Source organism: Vibrio sp. 10N.222.49.C12 (assembly GCF_041475025.1).
Taxonomy (GTDB): domain Bacteria; phylum Pseudomonadota; class Gammaproteobacteria; order Enterobacterales; family Vibrionaceae; genus Vibrio; species Vibrio crassostreae_C.
Genome location: NZ_JBFRVF010000089.1, coordinates 13,809 through 35,579, shown reverse-complemented (window position 1 = coordinate 35,579; position 21,771 = coordinate 13,809). Strand labels below are relative to the sequence as shown.

Sequence of the window (21,771 nt, the reverse complement as noted above, 5' to 3'; positions counted from 1 at the left end):
GGTGTTCATGGCACGCTTACTTTATTGACTCCTACGAATAATAAAAGAGCTTGGCACTTACTTAAATGCCAAGCTCGGTTTTTCAATGTTTACTATTAACTACTCGCATCTATTTATGAGCGACTTTCTCTCAGCAACTAGCCCGTAAGTGTCCGCGCACCATTACCGGCGACTAAGTATTAATCCTTAAGCTTTTGCATACATGAGTGTTCTATAACCACCGATTAAGTTGCGTGCTTTAAAGCCGTTGTTGACGAGTTGGCGATAAGCCACGTTACCACGTAACCCGACTTGGCAGTAGATTACAATCTCTTTGTCTTTTGATAGTTCGTCCATGCGGTGACGCAGTTGGTCGACAGGAATGTTGATTGCGCCTTCAATAAAGCCACCATTTTCTAGTTCGCTAGGGTTACGAACATCGAGTAGGAGTTGGTTGTCGCTTAATGTTGCAATCTCATCGAAATGAATAGGTGTCGCGTCACCTTTAATAATATTGTTGGCAACAAATGCGGCTTGGTTGATCACATCTTTGGCACTGCCATACGGCGGCGCGTAAGTGAGCTCAAGGTGTTGAAGCTGCTCTACAGTCATGCCTGCACGTTGGGCAACAGCCATCACATCAATTCGTTTATCGACACCATCTTTGCCCACTGCTTGCGCACCAAAGATTTTGCCTGTTTTTGGATCGAACAACATCTTGAACGAGACAATCTCAGCGCCAGGATAGTAGCTAGCGTGGCTTGCGGTATGCACATAGACTTTTTCATAGTCTACGCATTCGCGCTTCAACTGTTTTTCATTTTTCCCTGTTGAGGCAACGGCGAGGTCAAAAATCTTACAGATAGCCGTGCCTTGTGTACCTTGATAGGTTTCACTGCGTCCAAGCATATTGTCGGCAGCCATACGACCTTGACGGTTAGCAGGGCCAGCAAGCGGAACTAGAGTTTGTGCACCTGTTACAAAGTCTTTTTCTTCCACCGCATCACCCACAGCGTAGATGCTAGAATCGCTGGTCTGCATCATTTCATTGGTGTAGATACCACCTAGTTCACCAATTTGAAGTCCTGCTTCTTTGGCCAACTTAGTCTCAGGGCGCACACCGATAGCCATGATTAAGATATCAGTGGTTAGCGATTCACCATTGCTGAGAGTAAGATTTAGTTCACCTTCAATATGCTGATGTTCAGTATCTTCACCAGAGCCGATGCTGGCTATCTGCTCATTCGGCATGTACTCGATCGCTTGAAGAGCAACGCCTAGTTTAAGGTCAATACCTTTCTCGCGAATTTCAGCGTGAGCAAAACCAGCCATTTCACGGTCGACAGGTGTCATCACCTGATCTGCCATCTCAATTAGCGTGGTTTTAATTCCCAATTGGTGGAAGGCTTCCATCATTTCTAGACCGATGAATCCACCACCGACAACCGTTGCGTGTTCTGGCTTGTTCATCTGGATCGTTTGAATGATACGATCCATGTCTGGAATGTTACGTAGCGAATGGGTTAGTGGGTTATCAATACCAGGGATTGGCGGTACGATAGGACCTGCGCCTGGGCTAAGGAGCAAGAAGTCGTAGCTTTCAGTATACTCGCTATTATCCAATAGGTTCTTAACAGTAACCTGCTTGTTGTGTCGATCAATGGAGATGACTTCGTTCATCACACGAACATCAACGTTAAATCGAGCTAAGAAGCTTTCCGGAGTTTGCAGGAGGAGCTTGCTTCTGTCCTTAATGTCGCCACCTATGTGGTATGGCAAGCCGCAATTGGCGAACGAGACGAAACTTCCTCTTTCGAACATGATGATTTCTGCATCTTCACTCAAGCGACGAGCACGTGCTGCGGCTGATGCTCCACCAGCAACGCCACCGATGATTACAATTTTAGTCATACGTTTACCTATTACTGTCTCTAAGTTTAACTATACAAATTGCCGAGCATAGAGCTTGTATCTTCTTAATGATCAGTACTGGCTGGTCGCCGGCGATTGAGTAGTTTTCGAAATACCTAGATACTATAAAGATGTAAATTAGCATTGTCTAATATTTATTTTAAAGCTATCACCTCGGGATTGAGCGTTTGGTCCAAGGGCTGTGATTAGACTAAAGCACGCTAGTAAAGGTAATACGCGTTAGCGAGTCGAGTACAGGTTAGCCAAATTAACTGTCATGAGCATAATGAACAGGATCACGGATGTGCTGACTGATTACGTTCTTCAGATCTTGTTCATACAGATCTAGCCAGGCATAACGCTCGCGATACAACTTACGCTTTTGACGTTTTAGAGCTTCAAGATCTTTCCTGTTCGGGTTTGTCGGGAGACGATAGAAATAGTTATCATGCACCTGTCCATCGTGCTCTTCCCACAGACTGTCGTATTTAAGGCTGATGTCTTTGTTTTTCTTACCGTAGCGTAATGAGTTCGAGACATGACCAGACTCTTTTACCGCATAGATATTGTCGATACCCAAGTTAATAGCGAGCAGTCGTAGTGTTTCTACCATGAAGGATTTAGGTCTTAAACCGTAAAAAGCTTTGGTGAATGTGCGACTAAATCCATTGTCATTGGCGCCACCCTGTATACCGCCGATGTAGATGTTATTGTCGAAAACAGTAAACGAAATGGTATACATTTTTTCGAGTTGAGAGTTGGTCAATGAAATTGTCAGTTCACCTTCTTTTCTCGCGTTTCTTTCGAAGCTGAGATTAACCAGATAAACGTTGTCATCTATCTCAAGTTTTAAAAGATTGAGCCTTTCGTTATAGATTTGGTGTCTAGCTTCTGTTGCGAAGGTGTTTTCAAACCAGTCGTAGTGTTTGGATAAGATATCGGTCTTTTCTTTATTGCTAAAGCCAGTACATAAGTAGGGAGTCACAAATTTAGAAAGGAAGTTGGGTTGCTTGATAAATAATAACTTTCTCTCTTCAGAGTTGAAATTATTACTCATTTTTCGAGTAGCTGAATAATAAAACAGGGCTCGAATAGTAAACTTAACTATCGCTTTGTACTTACCCTTATTTTTATGGGTATTTGCTTCAATCCCCATGCGAACGACATTCATAATCACCTCAAAGAAGAAGGATTGCTCGAACACAGTCGTGTCATGAACCCTTCCAATAATCTGACCAATAACAAGAAAATGATGATAGTGAAAAAGGCGATTTGGGTAAGTATGGATATGTATAGCTATGTAACCTAATCAGTTACTTAGTGAGTGGTTCTTGTTCGATTATGCCTTGTTATGTGGAAGGGAACTGGATTGATGACTATAAAAGAGTCGTTTATAGGAACAATGTTGCACCTTTTACGGGTTACGTGCTTTTAGAGTTGCAAGCCGAAAAGTATTTGGTCTATCGAATCTGGTGGAGGTTAGCTTCGGTTTTAGGGTTCTGTATAAGACTTTGACCACATAAAAGCACCGATAACCCAGGCTGTAACATCTCCGCTTATAGTGGTTAGACGCAATATCATGGTTATCGCTAAAGAAACCTCTGAACCGTAAATTGGGTTAAGTAGGCTAACCAGAACAAGTTCTCTAACTCCGATCCCAGCAGGGGACCCGGGGGTGAAGAATCCAACAATCCAGGCGACCGCGAAAATGCTCCCTAGTGTCAATATATCGAGTTCCCAAAGGTCAAACAGTGCTCCTCCAACTAAAGATATTACCGCGCCCAATAGTAAATAGTTAAATAAATATGTTACTAAACTCACCATCACAATTGGTAACGTAGGGAGTTTAAGTTCGTCTATTTGTGCCACGTCTTGTTTTGATAGAAACCAAGCATACAGGCGAACAAACGAATGCCGAAAGATCTTCGGCCCAAAGACAATAGTGGTAATAGTCAAACTAAGTATAAGTACGTGTGTTTGTATGGATGATTCGTGAATGAAGTCATTCCCTTGATGGATCCCATGATATAGGGTCAAGATAACCACAACTCCAACTACCCAAATGGTTTCGATAAGCATACTCAAGAGAATTTTACTTCGCTTCATTCTTAACTTTTCAGATAACACAACGCGCCCTATATGGTGTGCTATGTTTCCGGGTAAGTACTTTGCCAATTGAGCTACAAGGTTTATTGAAACGACCTGAGTTATGTTACCTCTACTTTCTCCTACGGATTTCAGTAGGTAGTAGCTAACTAAACCACCGTTTATTAACGTCCAGCTATAAAGAGCAATACTTCCGACTAGGACTAATATTAGATCGTAGCTCCAATTAATCGTGTACCAAATTGATAATTGAATTGATGACTGATAACAAAACCATATAATTAGCGATATAGATATAAGCCAACCTAGTTTCTCTACCTGTATTCGTATATTAGACACCAAGCGAAACCCTTAGACGGTTACTTTGATATTTTTGATTTTTCATTCGCTAACCTATCCTCTAGTTTCTCGATTCGGTACAGCAGTTTTTCCATTAACTTGCGATTGAAGCTTACTAGGTCTGCGACAAATCCTACAATCATAGTGAGAAACCCAAGTATTAATAATGTGCTGCCGAGTAATAAGGACTGAATATGGCCATCGCCACCCCCATCCATGAAAAAGTATAGGAAACGAATGATGGGTAATACACCAACGGCAACCATTATGGCACCTAAAATAAAGAACACACGCAAGGGTTTGTACATTGTGTAGATACGAATTAATGTGGAAATAGACATCCTTAAAAAGTGAGGAATACTTGAAAATAGCCTAGACTCTCTAGTCTTCTCGTTAGTGTGGATTGGAACGGAGATTACACCGAGCTTTTTCGCACTAGCTTGAATAAGCATCTCAATCGTGTAACTGAACTCTGATACTATATTTATTTGTTGTGCTGCTGATCTTGATATTGCTCTGAAACCACTGACTGAGTCTTTTATGTCTAAGCCGGTCGCTTTGGACACGATATAACTACCTAACACTTGAAGGGTTCGCTTGAAAAATGAGAAATGTTTATTGTTATAACCACCTCGGTTTCCGACGACAATATCAGCTCTCTTATTCAGTATGGGTTCGACTAACTTAGAGATTTCAGAGCCATTGTATTGGTTGTCACCATCAGTATTAACAATGATATCAGCTTTCTTATCTATGCAGGTTTCTAACCCTAGGTGAAACGCGTGGGCTAAACCCTTATTTCTCGTGCTCTCTACTATGTAATCCACGCCTAACTGTTGCGCTATAGCAACCGTATCATCTGTAGAACCATCGTCTATAACAAGTATCTCGATTTTATCTATACCTTTGATCTCTTCCGGTATACCTCGGATTACTGATTTGAGGTTACTTCCTTCGTTATAGCAAGGGATTTGAACAATTAGTTTCAATTTTGCCACCTCTATTTATTCTGGTTTGTTTAAAATCCGCTAAACATACGAGATTCTCGATTGCTCTCTTTAGGCCTATATAAATTCTCCCCCCAACGAAGTGTATATGTACCTGTATCTTCGAAAATTTTAATAGTACTTTTTCCTTTTGATAAAGCGACGATTTCTTGTGGGTGGATAACTTTGTTATTTATGATTACTTTTGAATCTGATTCCAAAGTGTAATTACCAGAGATATTTAAGGTAAACGTCACGGCGTTATCCTCTTGAGTTAACAGCAACTCTTTACCTGCAACATAGAGTTCATTCCAGTGACTTATATAATTGTTTTTAATAGCTTTCCTATCTTCTTCTAAAAGAGCCAAATAGATTGATCCCACACTGCTCTCGCTGTGAATGAACTCAAGGTATTCTGAATTCACGATCAAAAATTTAGGTTCGTGATCTTCAATAGCAAGCTTAAGTATAGGCTGCCCTGCTATTAAGTAGTTATCCATCCCCCAAGAGCTCATGAAAAAGCCTTTCTGAGGGTATGATGAGATCATAGAGCACCTATCTATGTAGGCGACAGGTTCAGGAAATATCTTCTGAACAACATTAATAAAATGATACTGATAATCTAAGTTCCGGGAATATTTCAAATAAATACTTTGAAATATTAGGTTAAAAACAAACAAAAAAACAACCCCACGGCTTATTCTCATGTATCGCTTACGAGTTTTTCTTTGATTCCATACCTCCCAAGCTAGGCCGAAATAAATTGCTGAAGGAGCTAATATAAATGAATAAAAGTAGGGGAATGCGTTACGATAAATAAGAATAGATAATAAAGGAAGTATCAAAGTCATGAGCTTTAAGTAATCTAATTTTATTTCAATATTATTATTTTTAATTGTTGAAGATAGGCAGAAGTAAACGCCACAAACTAAAGTAAACCAAAAGCCTAAGTCTGTTCCTAATGTATATATAAAGTAATTAGCTCGAGGGAAAAATAAATTATGGTTTAGTGTTTTGTTTGCCCCACTTAGCATTGATATAGCATCGTTCTCGGTTGTTGATGTAATGCTTTGTGAGTGCCAAAAGTATAGAGATAAAAACAGTAACGTGACTAAAATAAAATATCGCGAAAGGATAATGCTAGTTCTACGTTTTTGGGAAGATTGTACAATGGATAAAAGTGAAATTAGGATAATAGTAGGAAGATAAAATACAGACTTTAGTGTTATAAGGAATGCTATGGCAGTAAGCAATGCAGTAATCAATGTTCGTTTGAAAGAATACTCTAGTTTTAGCAGATAATCTAAACTAGCCATTAAGCAAAAAGTTGCAATAGGGTCTGTCCGAAAACTAGCTCCCATCCTAATTACAAATGAAAATGAAAAGTAAGCTAAAACCGCAAATAGAGAAGCGGATCTACCAAGGTGTCTACGACAAATTCTAAATATAAAAAATCCTGTAGCAATTTGAAGACACAGCATAACATTACGAGCAACAATGATTTGGTTAACCTCATTATCGGATACCCAGCTTAACCAAGTGAAAACATGCACATGGAATGTTTGAAAGCTACTTATCGATTCTCCAGCTAAAAACTGATGAACAAAAGACAGATAGTAGAATTCATCCCAATTAACCTCATAATTGAACGCGGTGTATACTCGAAGAACTATAGCTAGAAATATCAAGGTAAGCATAATGGAACTTCTGCTTACCTTGATATCTCTATTTAATATATTAGGCTTACTATTTGTTTTTTCAAACATTTTCCTTCTACCCTAAACTTCCAAAGACTTTGTTATTTCATCTAAAAGCTCAGTTGCTTTTTCTAACTATAGTACCTTTGGATTTTCTTGTTTTTAGTGAGTTAGAACTTGATTACTTAGACGATTAGCTAACGGTTTGTCGTCTGTTGGGCTAAGATAAAAGTATGAAATAAGCTGTTTTATGGAACTATTTATGATACATATTTTGATTGGTACTCGCGCTCAGCTCATAAAAATGATTCCCATTATGAAAAATCTTCAAGATAGAAATGTTGAATACAATTTTATATTTATGGCACAGCATAGAGAAACTATATTAGAAATATTATTTGAATTTGGAATCAAAGAGCCAGATTATGTTTTATGTGACGATAATAGAGATATCGTTAGCAGTATACAGATGGTTGCATGGTCTATTAAGGTTTTACTTGTCGGTATTTATAATAAACGGGAGTTATTCAGAGGAGATAAGGACGGGATCGTAATGATTCATGGTGATGCCCCCCCATTGTTATTAGGTGCTATTTTGGCTAAAAGCCAGAAATTAAGGGTCGCCTCGGTCGAAGCTGGCTTACGTTCTTTTAATTTACTCAAGCCTTTTCCTGAGGAAATAACTCGTGTTGTTACAGCTAAATTGGGATTAATTGATGTTTTTTATTGTCAGGATCAACTCTCTGCAGAGAACGTAAGTAAATATAATAAACAAGTTGTCAACACTAATGGGAATACTATTGTTGATACTATACAACTTGCTAGCTCTATAAATAAATTATCGACCAATTCTATCTCTGATAAACAAGAACGCTACGCTACTGTCTCACTCCATAGATTCGAAACGATATCAAATATAAGTGGTTTGAAGAAAATAGTGGAACTAATAGAAAAACTCACTAATGTTATTCAAGTTAAGTTTATATTACACCCTCCAACAAGAGAAGCACTTAAGAAGAATGGGCTTTATAGAACTTTGGAAAACAACATCAATCTAGACTTAATTCCTCGTATGACATTTTTGAACTTTAATAAACTCATATCGAAATCTGAGTTTATGGTTACTGATGGCGGTAGTAATCAGGAAGAATGCGCATTTCTCGGAATTCCATGTTTAGTTATTAGAAATGAAACAGAGAGAAAAGATGGACTTGGTGATAATGCAGTTCTTTCATATTTTGACTATAACGTGATTGATAGTTTCATTGAAAACTATTCTGAATATCGTCGCCCGAGTAAAGTTCTCAAGAGAAGCCCCAGTGAAATCATTATCGACAACGTAACTAAGTCATTGTGATAAAACCAGTTTTGATCATCTACTTGGGTGGGTGTTAAGAGTTAGCGATACGTAACCATAACGAACAAACTCATTGTAGTTGCTGACGTCATAGATCACTAAGACAAGCCTAAATCAAAAATGCCACTACAAATCTGCAGTGGCATTAGAACGATAACAAACTATCACCTTGCTTAAACCTAAACTTTAGTTCTTATATAAACTAAAGTTCTAACAGTTTAGCCAGTTCACGCTCTTCGAGAAGCTCTTCAATGCGTTGACGAGTCTTAGGCGTTTCGGCTTGCGCTTTAGTCGACTTGCCTGCTTTTTTGCTTCGGCTCGTTTTCGCTTTTTCCTTAGTCGTCATCGTAATCTTCCTTGTGTTTTTTGTGTTACAGGTTGCACTTCTCTTTTAGTGCCTTGCCCGCTTTAAATGCTGGCGTCTTTGATGCGGCAATCTGAATCTCTTCTCCGGTTCGCGGGTTACGACCAGTGCGAGCAGCTCGAGAGTTAACTTTAAAGCTACCAAATCCAAGGATCGATACGTCATCACCGTTCGCAAGCGAAGTAGAGATACCTTCAACTAGCGCATTTAGTGCTGTGCCTGCTTGGTCTTTTGAGATGTCTGCAGAAGTCGCGATGTGTTCAACTAATTGAGATTTGTTCATTATCTATATTCCTTATTGAGTACGGCTGGCGTCTACCTTTAGCACCTAGCTTATGCGATCTTATCAACAGCAATTGAAATAATGTCAGTGAGCGGGTAGAGCTTTGTAAAGTAACCAACAGAATTGACTATAAAAGCATCTGTCGGTTCAATCAATGCAATTCATTGATTATTATTGGTTTATAGACATGTTGCCCAAATTTACTTGAGAAAAGAGCATTAGGGTTGCCCGTTCGATTCATAATCCAAATCGAAGCTGTCATCTATCACGTTGACAAACGAAACTGCAAAAACAAAGAAGCCCAGCTTAATTGCTGGGCTTCTTTGTTGTGCAGTCAGAGCGATTTGTTAATTCAGAACTATTTAGTAATAAAAATTTGTTCTGTTTCTAGTGATGTCATCGTGCGAACTTGACGCCAAATGTAGTAGAAAATACCTAACATCATCAGCATGCTTGGGATAGCGATTGCTGGGTAGCTGTAAAGTGTCAGCTTGCCAAGTTCTTCATTAAAGGCAGCGGTGCCAGCAGGGCTAGTCACAATCCAAGTCGCTAGGAAGTAGTTCATAGCTGAAGAAAATGCGAAAGTACTCGCGAATAGGTAGTTGGATGTCATTAGACAACGATCAAACTTTGCTTGGTTACCGAACTGCTTTAGGCGCTCTTCAATAAGAGAGATATTTAACAGGGCCGGTGTGAAGATAACTTTCTGGATAAACGGGTAGCGGGTGAAGGTTGAGCCAAGAACCGCCAAACCAATTAGACCAGGGATTAATGCTTCTTTTAGTGCTAACCAACGAGTGTCTAGCTCAAAGAAACCAATACCGCCCGTCAATAGCACGCTTACAAAGCCGAGCGCAGCGATGAAGTTGAACTTCTTATTGCGGATTAACTCCATGCCACCATAAGCAATAGGGAAGGCAAGGGCAACAAGCAAAGCTAAGCCTGTTCCGAGATGCTCATCTCCACTGAACTTCATTAAAATGAATGAAGGAAGAAAGACGTTAAACACGACTTCGAAAAGAGGACTCGATTTTTTGTTTTCTGTGTTACTCATAATTTCTAAATACATTATGTTATGGATTTGTTCTCAGGGATTGTTGTTTACCTCGCCCAAGATGTAAAGCCTTAAGGCGTCATGCTGTGTAACGACATGTGACATCAACGACATCTCTGAGCCTATATAACGCTCAATTTAATACTTTGTGAGGGATGTTTATCTGGCCGACTTGGGGAAATCGAGTGGAAATTTTGGTTTAGTTTATTCAAACCTAATTCAGTTTATTGCGTTGTCGCGTACTCTTACTCACATTCACCGCTCTCAAACGATCGATGAATGTGAAATGAGGGAGAATAGAAAGGAATAGTTATAAGTCCATTATTGGTCGAAAAGTAGGTTAAAGCTTAAAGGGATTTGGTCGGAAATCGCTAATCCACCCACGGTCGCTGAAAGTTTGTTTAGATTCTCTGTCGAGATCCCAAAATCAGCGCCGTTGACGATGATTGTCGAAGCTGAGCTAACCATGACAAACCCTGAGGATGGAACCACCACAACTGGGAAGTCGATCGTTTTGGTTACGCCGTGTAAAGTAACTTCCGCTGCTACTGTTGTTCTTTTTGGATCACCAGATAGCATCGACGGTTCAACCTTCCCAGAGATCTTCACTTCAGGAAAAGTCATCGATTCAAAGTAGAGTTCATTCAGTCTCTGGTCACGAATAGCGACTCCGGTGCTCACGCTTTTCAAGTCCAATACTATTGAAAACTGACCCTCTTCGGTAAGTCCTCCAGACATAGGTTTGATGGATGCGGGCTCGACAACAAACTGCTTTTTAATGGTCGCGAATGTGATGTTCGATAACTTCGGATCTAATGTGTAGCCCGACTCCGCGAAAGATTGAGCGGAGATAACGGTGCATAGGAGGCCGAATGTAGAGATTAGTTTTTTCATAAGTTGTCACCAGATTGATGAATTCACAGGTTTACGTTCTTGAGTCGTACGTTTTTAAAATGACTTTTTGGAAAGAGTGATTGAGAGAAGCTTAGTTCAGCATTCGAAAAATTACCGCAGGAAAAGAAGAGCGTCGCTGTATTACTGGAATCATGATCGACGAAGTGACTTGTTTATTTTTAGCTATGTTATAACATAACCGAAATTACTCTTGCCAAGAATAATTATTCTGTTGGTAAAAGGGAAGCGATGAGCATGTATCAAGGAGACGACGTAATGAATGCCGTGTTAACCAAGCCTTTGGCTACCAATAGCAGCCAGCCACTCAACATTAGTTCAGCTGTGAGTATTCAGGATAAGGCAAATCACAAGCCAAGCTTGAGTGCTTCTGAGCAGCCAACGGTATTAGCGGATATCTACCAAAGTGATATTAATATAGCGGTATGGCAGCGACAGTTTGATGAAGGCTTAACGACGGCAATTAGTGAATTTATCGCCTTGAATCCAAACTTTAGTAAGTCTGTTAGCGTGTCACCTGAAAATGCTTTCGATAAGTTGGAATTTGCCACCGATGGCACCGCCTCTAAAGCGCTGTTAGAAAACATGGCAGAGCTGGTGGATATGTTCTGTTGTTTGTTTGAGCTTGAAGAAGTCGGGTTGCGTTTAGCCGTTCTGAATCAAGCGATGTGCCCACGTTTCCATTTTGATCAAGTGCCTTGCCGCTTGGTGACAACTTATCATGGTGTTGCGACTCAATGGTTACCAAACGACTTAGTCGACCGTTCTAAGCTAGGGCTAGGGGCTAACGGACAGCCTGATTCTGTTTCAGGCCTGTACAACGACGAATCTGACATCCAGAAAATGGCTAGTGGTGATGTTGCGTTATTAAAAGGGGAGCGTTGGAGTGGCAATGAGAATAGAGGCCTTGTTCACCGTTCACCAGTCACTTCATCTGACGAAACACGATTGCTGTTAACGTTGGACTTTGGTTGATCAACTTTTGACTACTTTGTCCGCAACCTGTTTCTATTCAGACGTTCAACACGTTTAAATACCTTCCTAATGATCTAACGGTATAGCGCGATCTGTGCCGTTATTATTCTCAAACAGAGACACTCATCAGCTGACCATGTTTAGCACATTAATTCAAAATTTAGAGTTTACCATTCTCTAAATCAATGGGTTACGATGCGTGCACTTACTCACATATATCAATATTTCAGTTCCTCATCGGTTTCTTAATTTATTTTAAAGCGTAAAATATATCCCGCTTGCAAACCGCTTTGGCAATCAATTTGTTCGCCACGGTTTATTACTTCCAAATTATAGGTTTCCTATGTTCAAGAAACTCTCGCTTAAAAATAAGCTGGCGATTTCAGCCAGTATGGCCATTATCCTGGGGGGGATTTTGGTCGAGGCATTGTCTTTTCGTGCTTCACTGCAAAGGTTGGATATTGAAGTTGAACAGCGCTTAGAGGGCGCATCGGCTTCGTACAATCAATATGTATCGGATTGGATCTTATCCAAAGAGCGTGCGCTTACTTCTCTTTCGAAAGAGTCCAAACAAGAAAGCTTGGTGACTCATCTAAAACAGGTTCGTGACTCAGCCTCTTTTGATAATGTCTTCTTGGCATTTCCTGATGGTTCGCAAAAGAACGCGAACGGTGTTGTGTTGCCACCGGGCAATGATGATCCACGCGTATGGGGTTGGTACACCAACGCGGTAGCAAACCCTAGTAAGGTGTTCATGGATAACCCTACGGTTGCTGCAGCAACTGGGGCGAACGTTGTTTCATTAGGAACAGCAATGCAACTGCATGGGCAACAGGTTGTGTTGGGTGCTGATGTAGAAATTACAGACATCTTAAACAGTCTAGAGCAGGTGATTCTTCCAGGTGAAGGTTACATGTTCATCGCGACCAATAAAGGCACGGTTTATACGCACCCTGACACCAAGTTACTGAACAAAAACATCAGCTCACTTGGGTTAGATTTTGCGGACGTACAAAAGGCGCTGACTAGCGGTAAAGACACTTCTATCGAGTTGAATGGCAGCGACTATGTTCTGTACGCACGTGCGATTGATGGAACGAGCCTGATTACTGTGAGCGTTGTTAACCATGACTCTCTGGTTGCGCCACTATTTGATGCAGTGATTGGTCAAGTGTTGGTGACGCTACTTGTGGTGATCGTATGTACCATACTGTTTAACCTGTTGTGTACGATTCTATTCCGCCCGTTGAACCACGTTTCTCAAGCACTGGCGCAAATCGCGAATGGTAGTGGTGATTTAACTCAACGCATTCATGTTGAAAACCAAGATGAAGTGGGCGAGTTGGCTCATAACTTCAATACCTTTGTTGGAAGCTTACAGCAGTTGATTGGCCATATCCGTGGGCAGTCAGAACAGCTAAACAGCCAGTCAGAGCAAAGTGCTCAGCGTGCGAACCGTTCGGTGGATGAGCTTAATCATCAGCAGCAAGAAATCACTATGGTCGCGACGGCCGTAACTGAAATGGCGAGCGCCACGCAAGAGATAGCATCGCATGCCGAGCAAACAGCAAAAGCGGCGCAAGATTCAGCGACAAGCACTAACAGTGGTCACGCTCTGGTTGTGGATACCAAAGGTTCAATCAATAACCTAGCCAATGAAGTTAATGAAGCGGGTAGTGTGATTAGCGAACTTAACAAGCATGCTCAAGAGATCTCGACTGTACTCGCAACGATTCAAGGCATTGCAGAACAAACCAACTTACTTGCTTTGAATGCAGCGATTGAAGCGGCTCGTGCTGGTGAACAAGGTCGTGGATTTGCTGTGGTAGCGGATGAAGTACGTGTGCTTTCACAGCGTACCCACTCTTCAACGGAAGAGATCAAATCAACAATTGATATCCTGCAGCGTACAACGGCGCAAGCGGTAGAGCTGATGGAGAGCAGTTCTAAGTTGGCAATACATTCAGTAGAAGATGCCGATCGAGCTTCGCATGCGCTTGAAGAGATCAACACGGCGGTTGCTTTGATCAGCGATATGGCGACTCAAATCGCGACGGCTGCTGAAGAGCAAACACATGTGACGGGTGAAATTACCCAGAACGTGACGACCATTAAAGATGTTACCGACCACCTAGTTGTGGGCGCACAGGACAGCTTAACTGAGTCGAACGAACTTAAGAGCCAAGCCGCTGGCTTAAGTGACAAAGTGGCGACTTTTAAGCTTGCTTAACAGGTTCGCTCACTGATGCCTGATCAGTGAGTGCACGTTAAGCAATAAGCCAAAGCGACGTAGATTACGTCGCTTTTTTTGTATTTGTGAGTAATCGAATTCTTTACTAATCTACTTCTGAAAACTCTTTCAGCGCACTCATTGCAGCTTCTGCTTTGTCTTTTTGAACGAAGATGTGGTCGTGATAGTAGCCCGCAACCACGTTAGCGCTAATGCCGTAAGAGCCAAGCTTTGTCGCAAACGCCGCCGTTAATCCAACCGCTTCAAGGCTCGAATGTACCGATAAAGTGATAAGGCTAAATACACCGTCGAAGTTTAGCTGAGCTTTGGTCGCAACGTCTTCTTCCAGAACCAGCGTTAAACCTTCTTTCTCACGAAAAGTTGAGATTGGATTGAGCTGAACATAGTCTGTTAACGCTCCGTCGACAGTACAGAAAACATAGTTGCCTTCAATGAGTTCTGGTGACATGGACTTTAACAAAATGTCTAAATCGGTAATGGCAGTCATAGTCAGTTTCCCTGCGTTAATAAGCTAATTGATGATGTATGCAGTCACGATAGAAGCAACTGACAGTTAAGTAAAATTAATGATTTTAATTCTGCATCAGTTTTACTAATGGCAAGTTTTCCTCCTTAGTGATGGCATCGTACTTCTACCAACTTGTCGATTGTTCCATCTCGTCAGATAAATGGTCGATAAAGGCTCTTAACAGCGGTGTGACTTGTTTACGCGTTCCATAAATAGCATGAACACCGAGCGTTTTAGGTTGCCATTCAGAAAGCAGTGGCACTAATAGACCATCACGCATCAAGGTTTCCACTGAAGGGAAGGGCAGTAAACAGATACCGTTGCCTTTGAGTGTGGCAGAAAGCAGAACCTCTGAGGTGTTTGCACTGATATTCCCTTTAATCGGAACCGATTCGAGCCCATTGGGGCCATTGAACGTCCAAGCGGTTTTGCCAAAGTAACTGAACGATAAACAGTTGTGGTGCGCTAGATCTTGGGCTTCTGTGGGTGTGCCTTTCTCTTTTAGATATTGAGGCGATGCGCAAATCACGGAGCGGCATTCACCGATCTGCTTCGCGACAATATTGGGCGTCAGTTCGTTGGTTATGCGAATGGCCAAATCGATGCGTGACTCAACCAGGTTGACGGTCTGATCAGTCGAGATAATGTCGATAGAAACCTCTGGCCATTTGGCGATGAAGCGACTAATTGATTCCATCAAGAAGCTATCGACAATCGAGTAGCTCGCAGTAATACGCAGCTGACCTTTTAAATGCTCTCGGTTTTGGTTTCTGATCCCAGCTAGGGATGTTTCCAGTGCCAAAAGTTCTCTGGCGACCTCAAGTGTTTCTTTACCTGCGCTGGTTAAACTCAAGCTTCGTGTTGTTCTGTGAAGCAAGCGTGTGTCCATCCATGCTTCTAACTCACCCAAATAACGAGTGACCTTGGTTCGTGAGAGATCAAGGTGCTCTGCCGCTGCGCTTAAACTGCCACGTTCCACTATGGTGACAAAGACATTCATTGCCTCGAGTTTATCCATTGTTTTATTGCCTAGAGAATTAAACCGACCTCAGTATATGTCCGAAAACTGCAACAGTTAAAGTTAATTTGATGTCTATTTCATCTAAAAACAATCAAATAAGATATTTGGACATTCAGCGAGTTGGCAGGTGTTCAACTCCAAATATCGGAATAAAGCCATGAATACGTTATCGAAAACCCTGTTATCAAAAAGCATGCTTTTAGGAACCATAAGCCTAGGAACCGTGCTGGCATCAAGTGTTGCGCTAGCGACAGAACTGAACATTACTCACTATAACCCCGGCGAGAACGCGATATTCCCGGCAAGCTCGGTATTGGTCTCGGGTGAGAAAGAAGTGATTCTGTTTGATGCGCAATTTAGTGTGGCTGATGGACAAAATTTGGTGGAGCAAATCAAAGCGACTGGCAAAAAATTATCGATGATTTACATCAGTAGCGGCGACCCAGATTACTACTTTGGTTTGGAACCGATAGTTTCGGCATTTCCTAACGTTAAAGTCGTTGCCAGTGAAGCCGTTGTCGCGCATATCAAACGCACCAAAGATGCAAAGCTTGAATACTGGGGGCCTATATTAGAAGGCAACGCACCCTCTAAGGTGATTGTTCCAATGGTGATGAACGACACAACATTAAGCATCGAAGGTGAAACCATCGAAGTGAAAGAGATAAATACACACCAAGCTTACCTATGGGTTCCGTCTGAAAAAACGGTGTTTGGTGGCGTGTCGGTGTATAGCGGTGTGCATGTATGGATGGCAGATACTGCATCGAAAGAGATTCGTAGCCAGTGGTCACAATCGTTGGAGCGTATGAAAGCACTAGAGCCAGAGGTTGTAATTCCGGGTCACTATTTAGGTGAAATGCCAACAGGAATAAATGCAGTTCACTTCACGAAGGATTATGTGGCTGATATTGAAAAAGCGTTGGCGAGCAAAAGTAATCCAACATCGGTCGAGATCAGTGATTACATGAAGAAAGCCTACCCGAAATTTGAGGCTACGGAAGGCGATTTAGAACTTGGCGCGAAAGTGCTAAGCGGCGAGATGGCTTGGCACTAGAGTTGATTATCTCGGTTGTGTCCCAGAACAGTCTGAAGATTGTATGCTAGATTTATTGGTGATACACAACTGGAGATATCGATGATCTGGCTTTCAGTGAAAGTACTACAGATTGGACTTGTCTATGGATACAGGAAGTATCAAAAAACGAAAAGAGCTCCAGCTTAGGAGCTCTTTTTTTGTTTCGGAGAGACGACTTTCTATTTCAAGTGAGAAAGAAAATCAGCATTTACCCGGTTTACTGTTAGTAGTCAGATTAGCCTAGTAGCCAGATCCGCCCTGCAACTCAATATCACCAATAAGCGAAAGTATGTTGAAAATATAACCCATTACTCCTCACATCGGCGCTCGTATTCACGAACTAGAGCTTTCTACATGCAGTGCTGATGAACTCGATAAGGTGTATCAGGCACTTATTGCCCATCAAGTGATCTTTCTCGACGGGCAGACTTTGTCTCCAGAACAACACTTGATGATTGCACAGCGCTTTGGAACGTTAGAACCTGCACATCCTTTCTTCCCTCACGTGGAAAGTGCGCCACAGGTGAGTGTGATTGAAACAACCCGTGGCAATGCGCCAAAGGAAAGTTATTGGCATACCGACTTAACGTGGCGCAGCTTGCCGTCGAAAGCTTCCCTGTTGCATGCTCAACACATTCCAAGCATTGGTGGTGACACTATCTGGTGTTCTATGACTGCGGTTTTTGAATCTCTACATGAAGATATGAAAGCTAAGTTGAGAGGGTTGTCGGCGACTCATTCGCTTGTGGCCTTTGAAGGTATAGAATCAGAAGACATTGATCTCGATTGGCACAAATCCTTGATTAAAACAGCACAGGAGAATCCGCCAGTGGTTCACTCTGTTGTTCAAGTTCATCCTGAAACGGATAAAGAAACGCTCTGTATCAATGAACAGTTTACTCGTTATATCAACGAACTCGACCGCAAAGAGAGTGATGTTTTACTCAGCCAACTGTTTGAAATTGCGAGGCGCCCTGAGTTTCAAGTTCGTTTCAAATGGGACAACGGCTCAATGGCGATCTGGGATAACAGGGTAACGCAACATTACGCAGTGATAGATTACGGGGATACTCCAAGAAAAATGCATCGAGTAACAGTGACATAGCAGTAAGCTGAACACAGTTATCAAAAGAACACCGCGCATGCCCATCCCTGAACCAAGCACTCGTACTTAAATTTAAGCGTCAGCAGGGTGCATCATTCATCTACGCTTAATAATAAAAACAAATGCGTTGGTACATATTTGATTGAAACCTCACTGCTCGGACGTGATGTGTAATATAATCGGCGCCAAAATATAAGTATAAAAACCAAATCATAGAATTAATAAACGTCAGGGCTTAGAGAGCAAAGTATTTCGTATGAACGCGATTCGTAAAGTTTACCAGTACGCAGAACCGAATTTAACCCTCGTGGGTTGGATGGGCTTTGTCGGCTTCCCAATTTACTACATTGTGTGGGAGTTTTTGTTCCCGCAACCCTACGAAAACTTAGCGCTTCGCCTGTTTTGCTCGGTATTGTTCTTTGGCATTATATTTCGCAATCGCGTCCCATTTGAATGGCGAAAATACCTTCCGGCTTATTATCAAGTTGCCGTAACTATCTGTTTGCCAGGTTTCTTCTTCTACATGCTGCTAATGAATAATTGGTCCAACGTTTGGGTTATGTCATTCATGTCGGCTATTTTCCTCCATATTTTATTGGTGCACGTGACGAGAGTGATGTTTGCACAAACCTTTGCCGGTATTGGGATTGCTACCTTGTGCGCTTGGATTGCACAAGGCTTCTACCTCGAACTCACAATGGATTGGACGCATGTGCCAATCTTTTTGTTTATCTACTTATTCGGCAACTTGTTCTACTTCCGCAATCAGGTGGAACATGAAAACAAGGTGTCATTGGCGAAGTCTTTTGGTGCGGGTATTGCCCATGAGATGCGAAACCCTCTAAGCGGATTACTTACCTCTATTGATGTCATGCAGTCCATATTGCCGAACCCTAAAAGTGGCGATCAAAAAGGGCAATATGCGTTAAGCAATGAAGAAGTGATTCAGTTGCGTGAAGTGGGCGATGAAGCGATGGAGATCATTCATTCCGGTAACGAAACGATAGATCTGTTACTGACTTCAATTGATGAAAACCGAGTCTCTCGATCTACGTTTAAGAAGCATTCAGCGCAAGCGGTGGTTGAGGATGCGATAGACAGTTTCAATTACAAGCGCTCTGCTGATAAATCAGCAATCTCTTTAGACGTACAGAGTAACTTTGATTTCTTGGGTAGCGACACTTTGTTGAAGTACGTGATGTATAACTTGTTCAAGAACGCATTCCACCATCGCAGCCCTGAAGATTTTCATATTCATGTCACCATGTGTAGTGATGAAGTGGCCAATCAAATAATGGTTACCGATAACGGATCAGGCATCTCAAATGATGTGATTCGACGCATTTTTCAGGACTTTTATACTACTGGCCAATCGGGTAATTACGGCTTAGGTTTGCCATTTTGTCAGAAGGTAATGCGCTCGTTTGGTGGTGAAATTAAATGTCAGTCTGAAGTGGATCAATGGACACAGTTCACGATGACTTTTCCGTCTTTGTCTTCCCATTCGGTGAAAGAAATCAAGAATGAACTGACTAAACTTAAGACTGTGCTAATGGTGAGTGACCAGAAAGTTCTCACCAATAAAATGACTGAGGTAGCCCGTTTTATGGGGTTTGAGCTCACGGTGTTGGATGTAGCATCAGCGCTTAAAAATAAGGAATACCAGTTCGAATTCGACTTGATATTCGTTGACATGGAGAGCTTGGATTTAAGAGCAAGTTGCCTCGATAGGGTTGAATCTTTACTTTCATTCACTGAAGCTCGAATCATCTATTTGTATGAACATCACCCAATTAAACGTGTCCGAAACGTTGCTTTTGAACCTATTTGGGTGGAAACACAAGTTTGGCTACTGAATACCAAGGCGACCATCGAACGCTTACTTTTCGACTCCAACTATGTGATGCCATCAGTTTCTGTAAAACCGTTAGAGGCTACCAATAAGCGCACGATCATGGTGGTCGATGATAACGAATCTCTGCGCCGATTTACCGCGATGTTATTGGAAAAGCAGGGTTTTGATGTCGTACAGAAAGAAGATGGGCAACAAGCCTTAGACGCGTTGGATAGCGATGATATTGATTTAATTCTGATGGATATCGAGATGCCAATCATGGACGGTGTTGAAGCTTCTCGTCGAATTCGAAGCGCTAACAAAGCATACTCTTCAGTGCCAATTATTGCTCACACGGGTGACAGCTCGCCAGTCACTTTAGAGAAAATGGAATCGTCAGGCATGTCAGACTTTATTGTTAAACCTGCCGATAAAAACCGACTGTTTGATAAAATTGCTCACTGGATTTAGCGGGTGTAATAGTCTGAAGTTCACGGCCATTGGGTAGACATAGATTCAAGAAAGAGCTCAGCGAATTGCTGGGCTCTTTTTGTATCGCGACATGATAGCGTCCATTCAGTCCTGCCGTTGGTGTTGGTTATAAATATGGTTTGAACAAGGTTACACGAACTCTAACTCGGGGTGATGGTACGCTTCGTGACAAACCGTGAGCACATGGTCAATGTCTCTTGGTGTCATATCGGCATTCACTGAAAAACGGATGATGTTTTTGTTCTTGCCAGTCGCAGGGCGGCAGAATACTGCACCGAACACATCACGCTGCTCTAGGAAGTCACGCACACGTTCAGTGTTTCTTTCATTGCCGCACTCTAGCGCTACAATTTGAGACTCACTGCGGATATTAAAGCCAATTCGCTTTAGCCCCGTAGTCAGCGATTTTGCCCGATTGAATAAGGCTTCTCGTTTGTCTTCCGCACCTTTGATCACCTCCAACGTTTTCTCTAAACGAACCACCTCTTGTGGTAACACCGTCGAGCTAAAAATCGCAGGGTACGCGACAAACGGCAAGGTTCTAGACAGTTGTTTAGGACCAAGGATTGCCCCGGCGCGATAAGCAAAGGTTTTTGCCAAGCTAACGGTGATGAAGTCTACTTGGTTGGTGAGCCCTAATGCTTGTACTAAGCCTGCACCATTTTCTCCATGTGTACCCAGTGAATGGGATTCATCAACGACGACCGCACAATCAAACTCTTGCGCCATTTCGTAGATGTCGCGTAGTGGGGCAATGGTGCCTATTGTGCTGTAAACAGAGTCGACAACAATGACACCTGAGCCGTGGCGCTCTAACTGTTTGCGTAGGTGATTCATATTGTTATGCATAAACGGATGGGCAACTGCGCCGGCAGCCCGAATCCCTTCCCATAGCGACATGTGTGCAAGGAAATCAATATACACAGGTGTGCCCGGTGGGCAGATGGTTTGCAATAGCCCAATATTGGCCGCCCAGCCCGATTGAGAAAGCAAACAGCTCTCCATTCCAACATAGTTCGCAAGCTCAGTTTCGAACGCAGGTTTAGACTGACCATCTTGTAAGAAAATGGCAGACATCACCACGTTGTCATCGTGCTCACAGATCGCCGCTTGATGGGCTTGTTGGATCTGTTTGTTGTGTGACAGCGCTAAGTAATCATTGCTCTGCATCACAACGGAATTACGCTGGGGGCGTTTACCCAATACTAAATGCTTCTGGCTTTGGTTCTGGGTAATTAGGTCTTGAATATAGAAGTTCAAGCGTTCTTCGATAAAGGAAGGTAGTGGTTTGGTTTTTGTTTTATCACTCATAATAGTTCTCTTCAAATACAGGAAAACGCCAGCGCTGACGGCTGTATATTGACGATTAAAAGTGAGGTGTCATTAGCCAAGTTGCATATTTTTGTGCGTGCTTGCAAACTCAGTATTTAAGGGTTTTGAGGCGAGTGATTTTCCTTACGGTTCGGGGCTTTAACCTAGTTCAGATGGGAATAATAGCCTTCTTTTTTATGATAAAAGG

17 protein-coding genes are annotated in these 21,771 nt (G+C 42.1%); 6 read left to right on the top strand and 11 right to left on the bottom strand.

Translation table 11 applies throughout. From position 1 onward, the window contains the following. Window positions 1–186: 186 nt before the first annotated feature. The 4 genes from AB4583_RS19920 to AB4583_RS19905 all read right to left on the bottom strand — a co-directional run bounded on the left by AB4583_RS19920 (window position 187) and on the right by AB4583_RS19905 (window position 7,087). On the bottom strand, window positions 187–1,890 hold the full coding sequence (locus AB4583_RS19920; protein ID WP_372119008.1) for an FAD-dependent oxidoreductase: 1,704 nt from the start codon (window positions 1,888–1,890) through the stop codon (window positions 187–189). 268 nt (window positions 1,891–2,158) lie between these two features. Then, window positions 2,159–3,061, bottom strand: coding sequence for a VirK/YbjX family protein (locus AB4583_RS19915; RefSeq protein WP_136974869.1), 903 nt, complete (start codon window positions 3,059–3,061; stop codon window positions 2,159–2,161). Between the two features lie 1,294 nt (window positions 3,062–4,355). Beyond that, window positions 4,356–5,333 (bottom strand): glycosyltransferase family 2 protein, encoded by a 978-nt coding sequence (locus tag AB4583_RS19910; protein ID WP_240700362.1) that lies wholly within the window; start codon window positions 5,331–5,333, stop codon window positions 4,356–4,358. 20 nt (window positions 5,334–5,353) lie between these two features. Then, a complete protein-coding gene (locus tag AB4583_RS19905) occupies window positions 5,354–7,087 on the bottom strand; it encodes a glycosyltransferase family 39 protein (protein ID WP_017069840.1) in 1,734 nt (577 codons plus the stop codon). Window positions 7,088–7,280: 193 nt separating this feature from the next. On the opposite strand from AB4583_RS19905, the gene AB4583_RS19900 reads away from it, so the two are divergent. Beyond that, window positions 7,281–8,375, top strand: coding sequence for a UDP-N-acetylglucosamine 2-epimerase (locus AB4583_RS19900; protein WP_017065483.1), 1,095 nt, complete (start codon window positions 7,281–7,283; stop codon window positions 8,373–8,375). A 202-nt stretch (window positions 8,376–8,577) separates the two neighbouring features. Here the strand turns inward: AB4583_RS19900 and AB4583_RS19895 are convergent, their stop codons facing one another. From AB4583_RS19895 to AB4583_RS19880, 4 genes are all read right to left on the bottom strand, one after another. Beyond that, the gene (locus AB4583_RS19895) at window positions 8,578–8,721 is read right to left on the bottom strand and encodes a hypothetical protein (RefSeq protein WP_017059112.1); all 144 of its coding nucleotides are present in this window, start codon (window positions 8,719–8,721) and stop codon (window positions 8,578–8,580) included. A 25-nt stretch (window positions 8,722–8,746) separates the two neighbouring features. Next, window positions 8,747–9,022 carry an HU family DNA-binding protein gene (locus tag AB4583_RS19890; RefSeq protein ID WP_017069839.1) on the bottom strand — a complete coding sequence of 92 codons (276 nt, stop codon included), beginning with the start codon at window positions 9,020–9,022 and terminating at the stop codon, window positions 8,747–8,749. 358 nt (window positions 9,023–9,380) lie between these two features. Continuing rightward, complete coding sequence (locus AB4583_RS19885; protein WP_017059114.1) at window positions 9,381–10,076, bottom strand: VC0807 family protein; 696 nt, start codon at window positions 10,074–10,076, stop codon at window positions 9,381–9,383. A 321-nt stretch (window positions 10,077–10,397) separates the two neighbouring features. Then, a complete protein-coding gene (locus tag AB4583_RS19880; RefSeq protein WP_017069838.1) occupies window positions 10,398–10,970 on the bottom strand; it encodes a YceI family protein in 573 nt (190 codons plus the stop codon). Between the two features lie 276 nt (window positions 10,971–11,246). Between AB4583_RS19880 and AB4583_RS19875 the strand changes: the two genes are divergently transcribed. Continuing rightward, window positions 11,247–11,963, top strand: coding sequence for a DUF1826 domain-containing protein (locus AB4583_RS19875; RefSeq protein ID WP_017069837.1), 717 nt, complete (start codon window positions 11,247–11,249; stop codon window positions 11,961–11,963). Window positions 11,964–12,306: 343 nt separating this feature from the next. Further along, on the top strand, window positions 12,307–14,193 hold the full coding sequence (locus AB4583_RS19870; RefSeq protein WP_017069836.1) for a methyl-accepting chemotaxis protein: 1,887 nt from the start codon (window positions 12,307–12,309) through the stop codon (window positions 14,191–14,193). A 106-nt stretch (window positions 14,194–14,299) separates the two neighbouring features. Here AB4583_RS19870 and AB4583_RS19865 read toward each other — a convergent pair whose 3' ends face one another. Both AB4583_RS19865 and AB4583_RS19860 read right to left on the bottom strand, forming a co-directional pair. Then, complete coding sequence (locus AB4583_RS19865; RefSeq protein ID WP_017069835.1) at window positions 14,300–14,701, bottom strand: ACT domain-containing protein; 402 nt, start codon at window positions 14,699–14,701, stop codon at window positions 14,300–14,302. 145 nt (window positions 14,702–14,846) lie between these two features. Beyond that, complete coding sequence (locus tag AB4583_RS19860; protein WP_017069834.1) at window positions 14,847–15,740, bottom strand: LysR family transcriptional regulator; 894 nt, start codon at window positions 15,738–15,740, stop codon at window positions 14,847–14,849. A gap of 160 nt (window positions 15,741–15,900) precedes the next feature. On the opposite strand from AB4583_RS19860, the gene AB4583_RS19855 reads away from it, so the two are divergent. The 3 genes from AB4583_RS19855 to AB4583_RS19845 all read left to right on the top strand — a co-directional run bounded on the left by AB4583_RS19855 (window position 15,901) and on the right by AB4583_RS19845 (window position 20,231). After that, window positions 15,901–16,800, top strand: coding sequence for a Vmh family MBL fold metallo-hydrolase (locus tag AB4583_RS19855; protein WP_017066263.1), 900 nt, complete (start codon window positions 15,901–15,903; stop codon window positions 16,798–16,800). A gap of 328 nt (window positions 16,801–17,128) precedes the next feature. Beyond that, a complete protein-coding gene (locus AB4583_RS19850) occupies window positions 17,129–17,926 on the top strand; it encodes a TauD/TfdA family dioxygenase (RefSeq protein WP_241823399.1) in 798 nt (265 codons plus the stop codon). Window positions 17,927–18,182: 256 nt separating this feature from the next. Then, window positions 18,183–20,231, top strand: coding sequence for a response regulator (locus AB4583_RS19845; RefSeq protein WP_017069832.1), 2,049 nt, complete (start codon window positions 18,183–18,185; stop codon window positions 20,229–20,231). A 150-nt stretch (window positions 20,232–20,381) separates the two neighbouring features. On the opposite strand, the gene cqsA is transcribed toward AB4583_RS19845, so the two are convergent. Beyond that, a complete protein-coding gene (gene cqsA, locus AB4583_RS19840; RefSeq protein WP_372118998.1) occupies window positions 20,382–21,563 on the bottom strand; it encodes an alpha-hydroxyketone-type quorum-sensing autoinducer synthase in 1,182 nt (393 codons plus the stop codon). Window positions 21,564–21,771 lie beyond the last annotated feature (208 nt).

Bases quoted from the DNA above. Each gene is read 5' to 3' on its own strand.
- AB4583_RS19855 (WP_017066263.1), top strand. From the start codon at position 15,901: ATGAATACGTTATCGAAAACCCTGTTATCAAAAAGCATGCTTTTAGGA.
- AB4583_RS19865 (WP_017069835.1), bottom strand. From the start codon at position 14,701: ATGACTGCCATTACCGATTTAGACATTTTGTTAAAGTCCATGTCACCA.
- AB4583_RS19845 (WP_017069832.1), top strand. From the start codon at position 18,183: ATGAACGCGATTCGTAAAGTTTACCAGTACGCAGAACCGAATTTAACC.
- AB4583_RS19885 (WP_017059114.1), bottom strand. From the start codon at position 10,076: ATGAGTAACACAGAAAACAAAAAATCGAGTCCTCTTTTCGAAGTCGTG.
- AB4583_RS19860 (WP_017069834.1), bottom strand. From the start codon at position 15,740: ATGGATAAACTCGAGGCAATGAATGTCTTTGTCACCATAGTGGAACGT.
- AB4583_RS19905 (WP_017069840.1), bottom strand. From the start codon at position 7,087: ATGTTTGAAAAAACAAATAGTAAGCCTAATATATTAAATAGAGATATC.
- AB4583_RS19915 (WP_136974869.1), bottom strand. From the start codon at position 3,061: ATGAATGTCGTTCGCATGGGGATTGAAGCAAATACCCATAAAAATAAG.
- AB4583_RS19875 (WP_017069837.1), top strand. From the start codon at position 11,247: ATGAATGCCGTGTTAACCAAGCCTTTGGCTACCAATAGCAGCCAGCCA.
- AB4583_RS19870 (WP_017069836.1), top strand. From the start codon at position 12,307: ATGTTCAAGAAACTCTCGCTTAAAAATAAGCTGGCGATTTCAGCCAGT.
- AB4583_RS19880 (WP_017069838.1), bottom strand. From the start codon at position 10,970: ATGAAAAAACTAATCTCTACATTCGGCCTCCTATGCACCGTTATCTCC.
- AB4583_RS19920 (WP_372119008.1), bottom strand. From the start codon at position 1,890: ATGACTAAAATTGTAATCATCGGTGGCGTTGCTGGTGGAGCATCAGCC.
- cqsA (WP_372118998.1), bottom strand. From the start codon at position 21,563: ATGAGTGATAAAACAAAAACCAAACCACTACCTTCCTTTATCGAAGAA.
- AB4583_RS19900 (WP_017065483.1), top strand. From the start codon at position 7,281: ATGATACATATTTTGATTGGTACTCGCGCTCAGCTCATAAAAATGATT.
- AB4583_RS19895 (WP_017059112.1), bottom strand. From the start codon at position 8,721: ATGACGACTAAGGAAAAAGCGAAAACGAGCCGAAGCAAAAAAGCAGGC.
- AB4583_RS19890 (WP_017069839.1), bottom strand. From the start codon at position 9,022: ATGAACAAATCTCAATTAGTTGAACACATCGCGACTTCTGCAGACATC.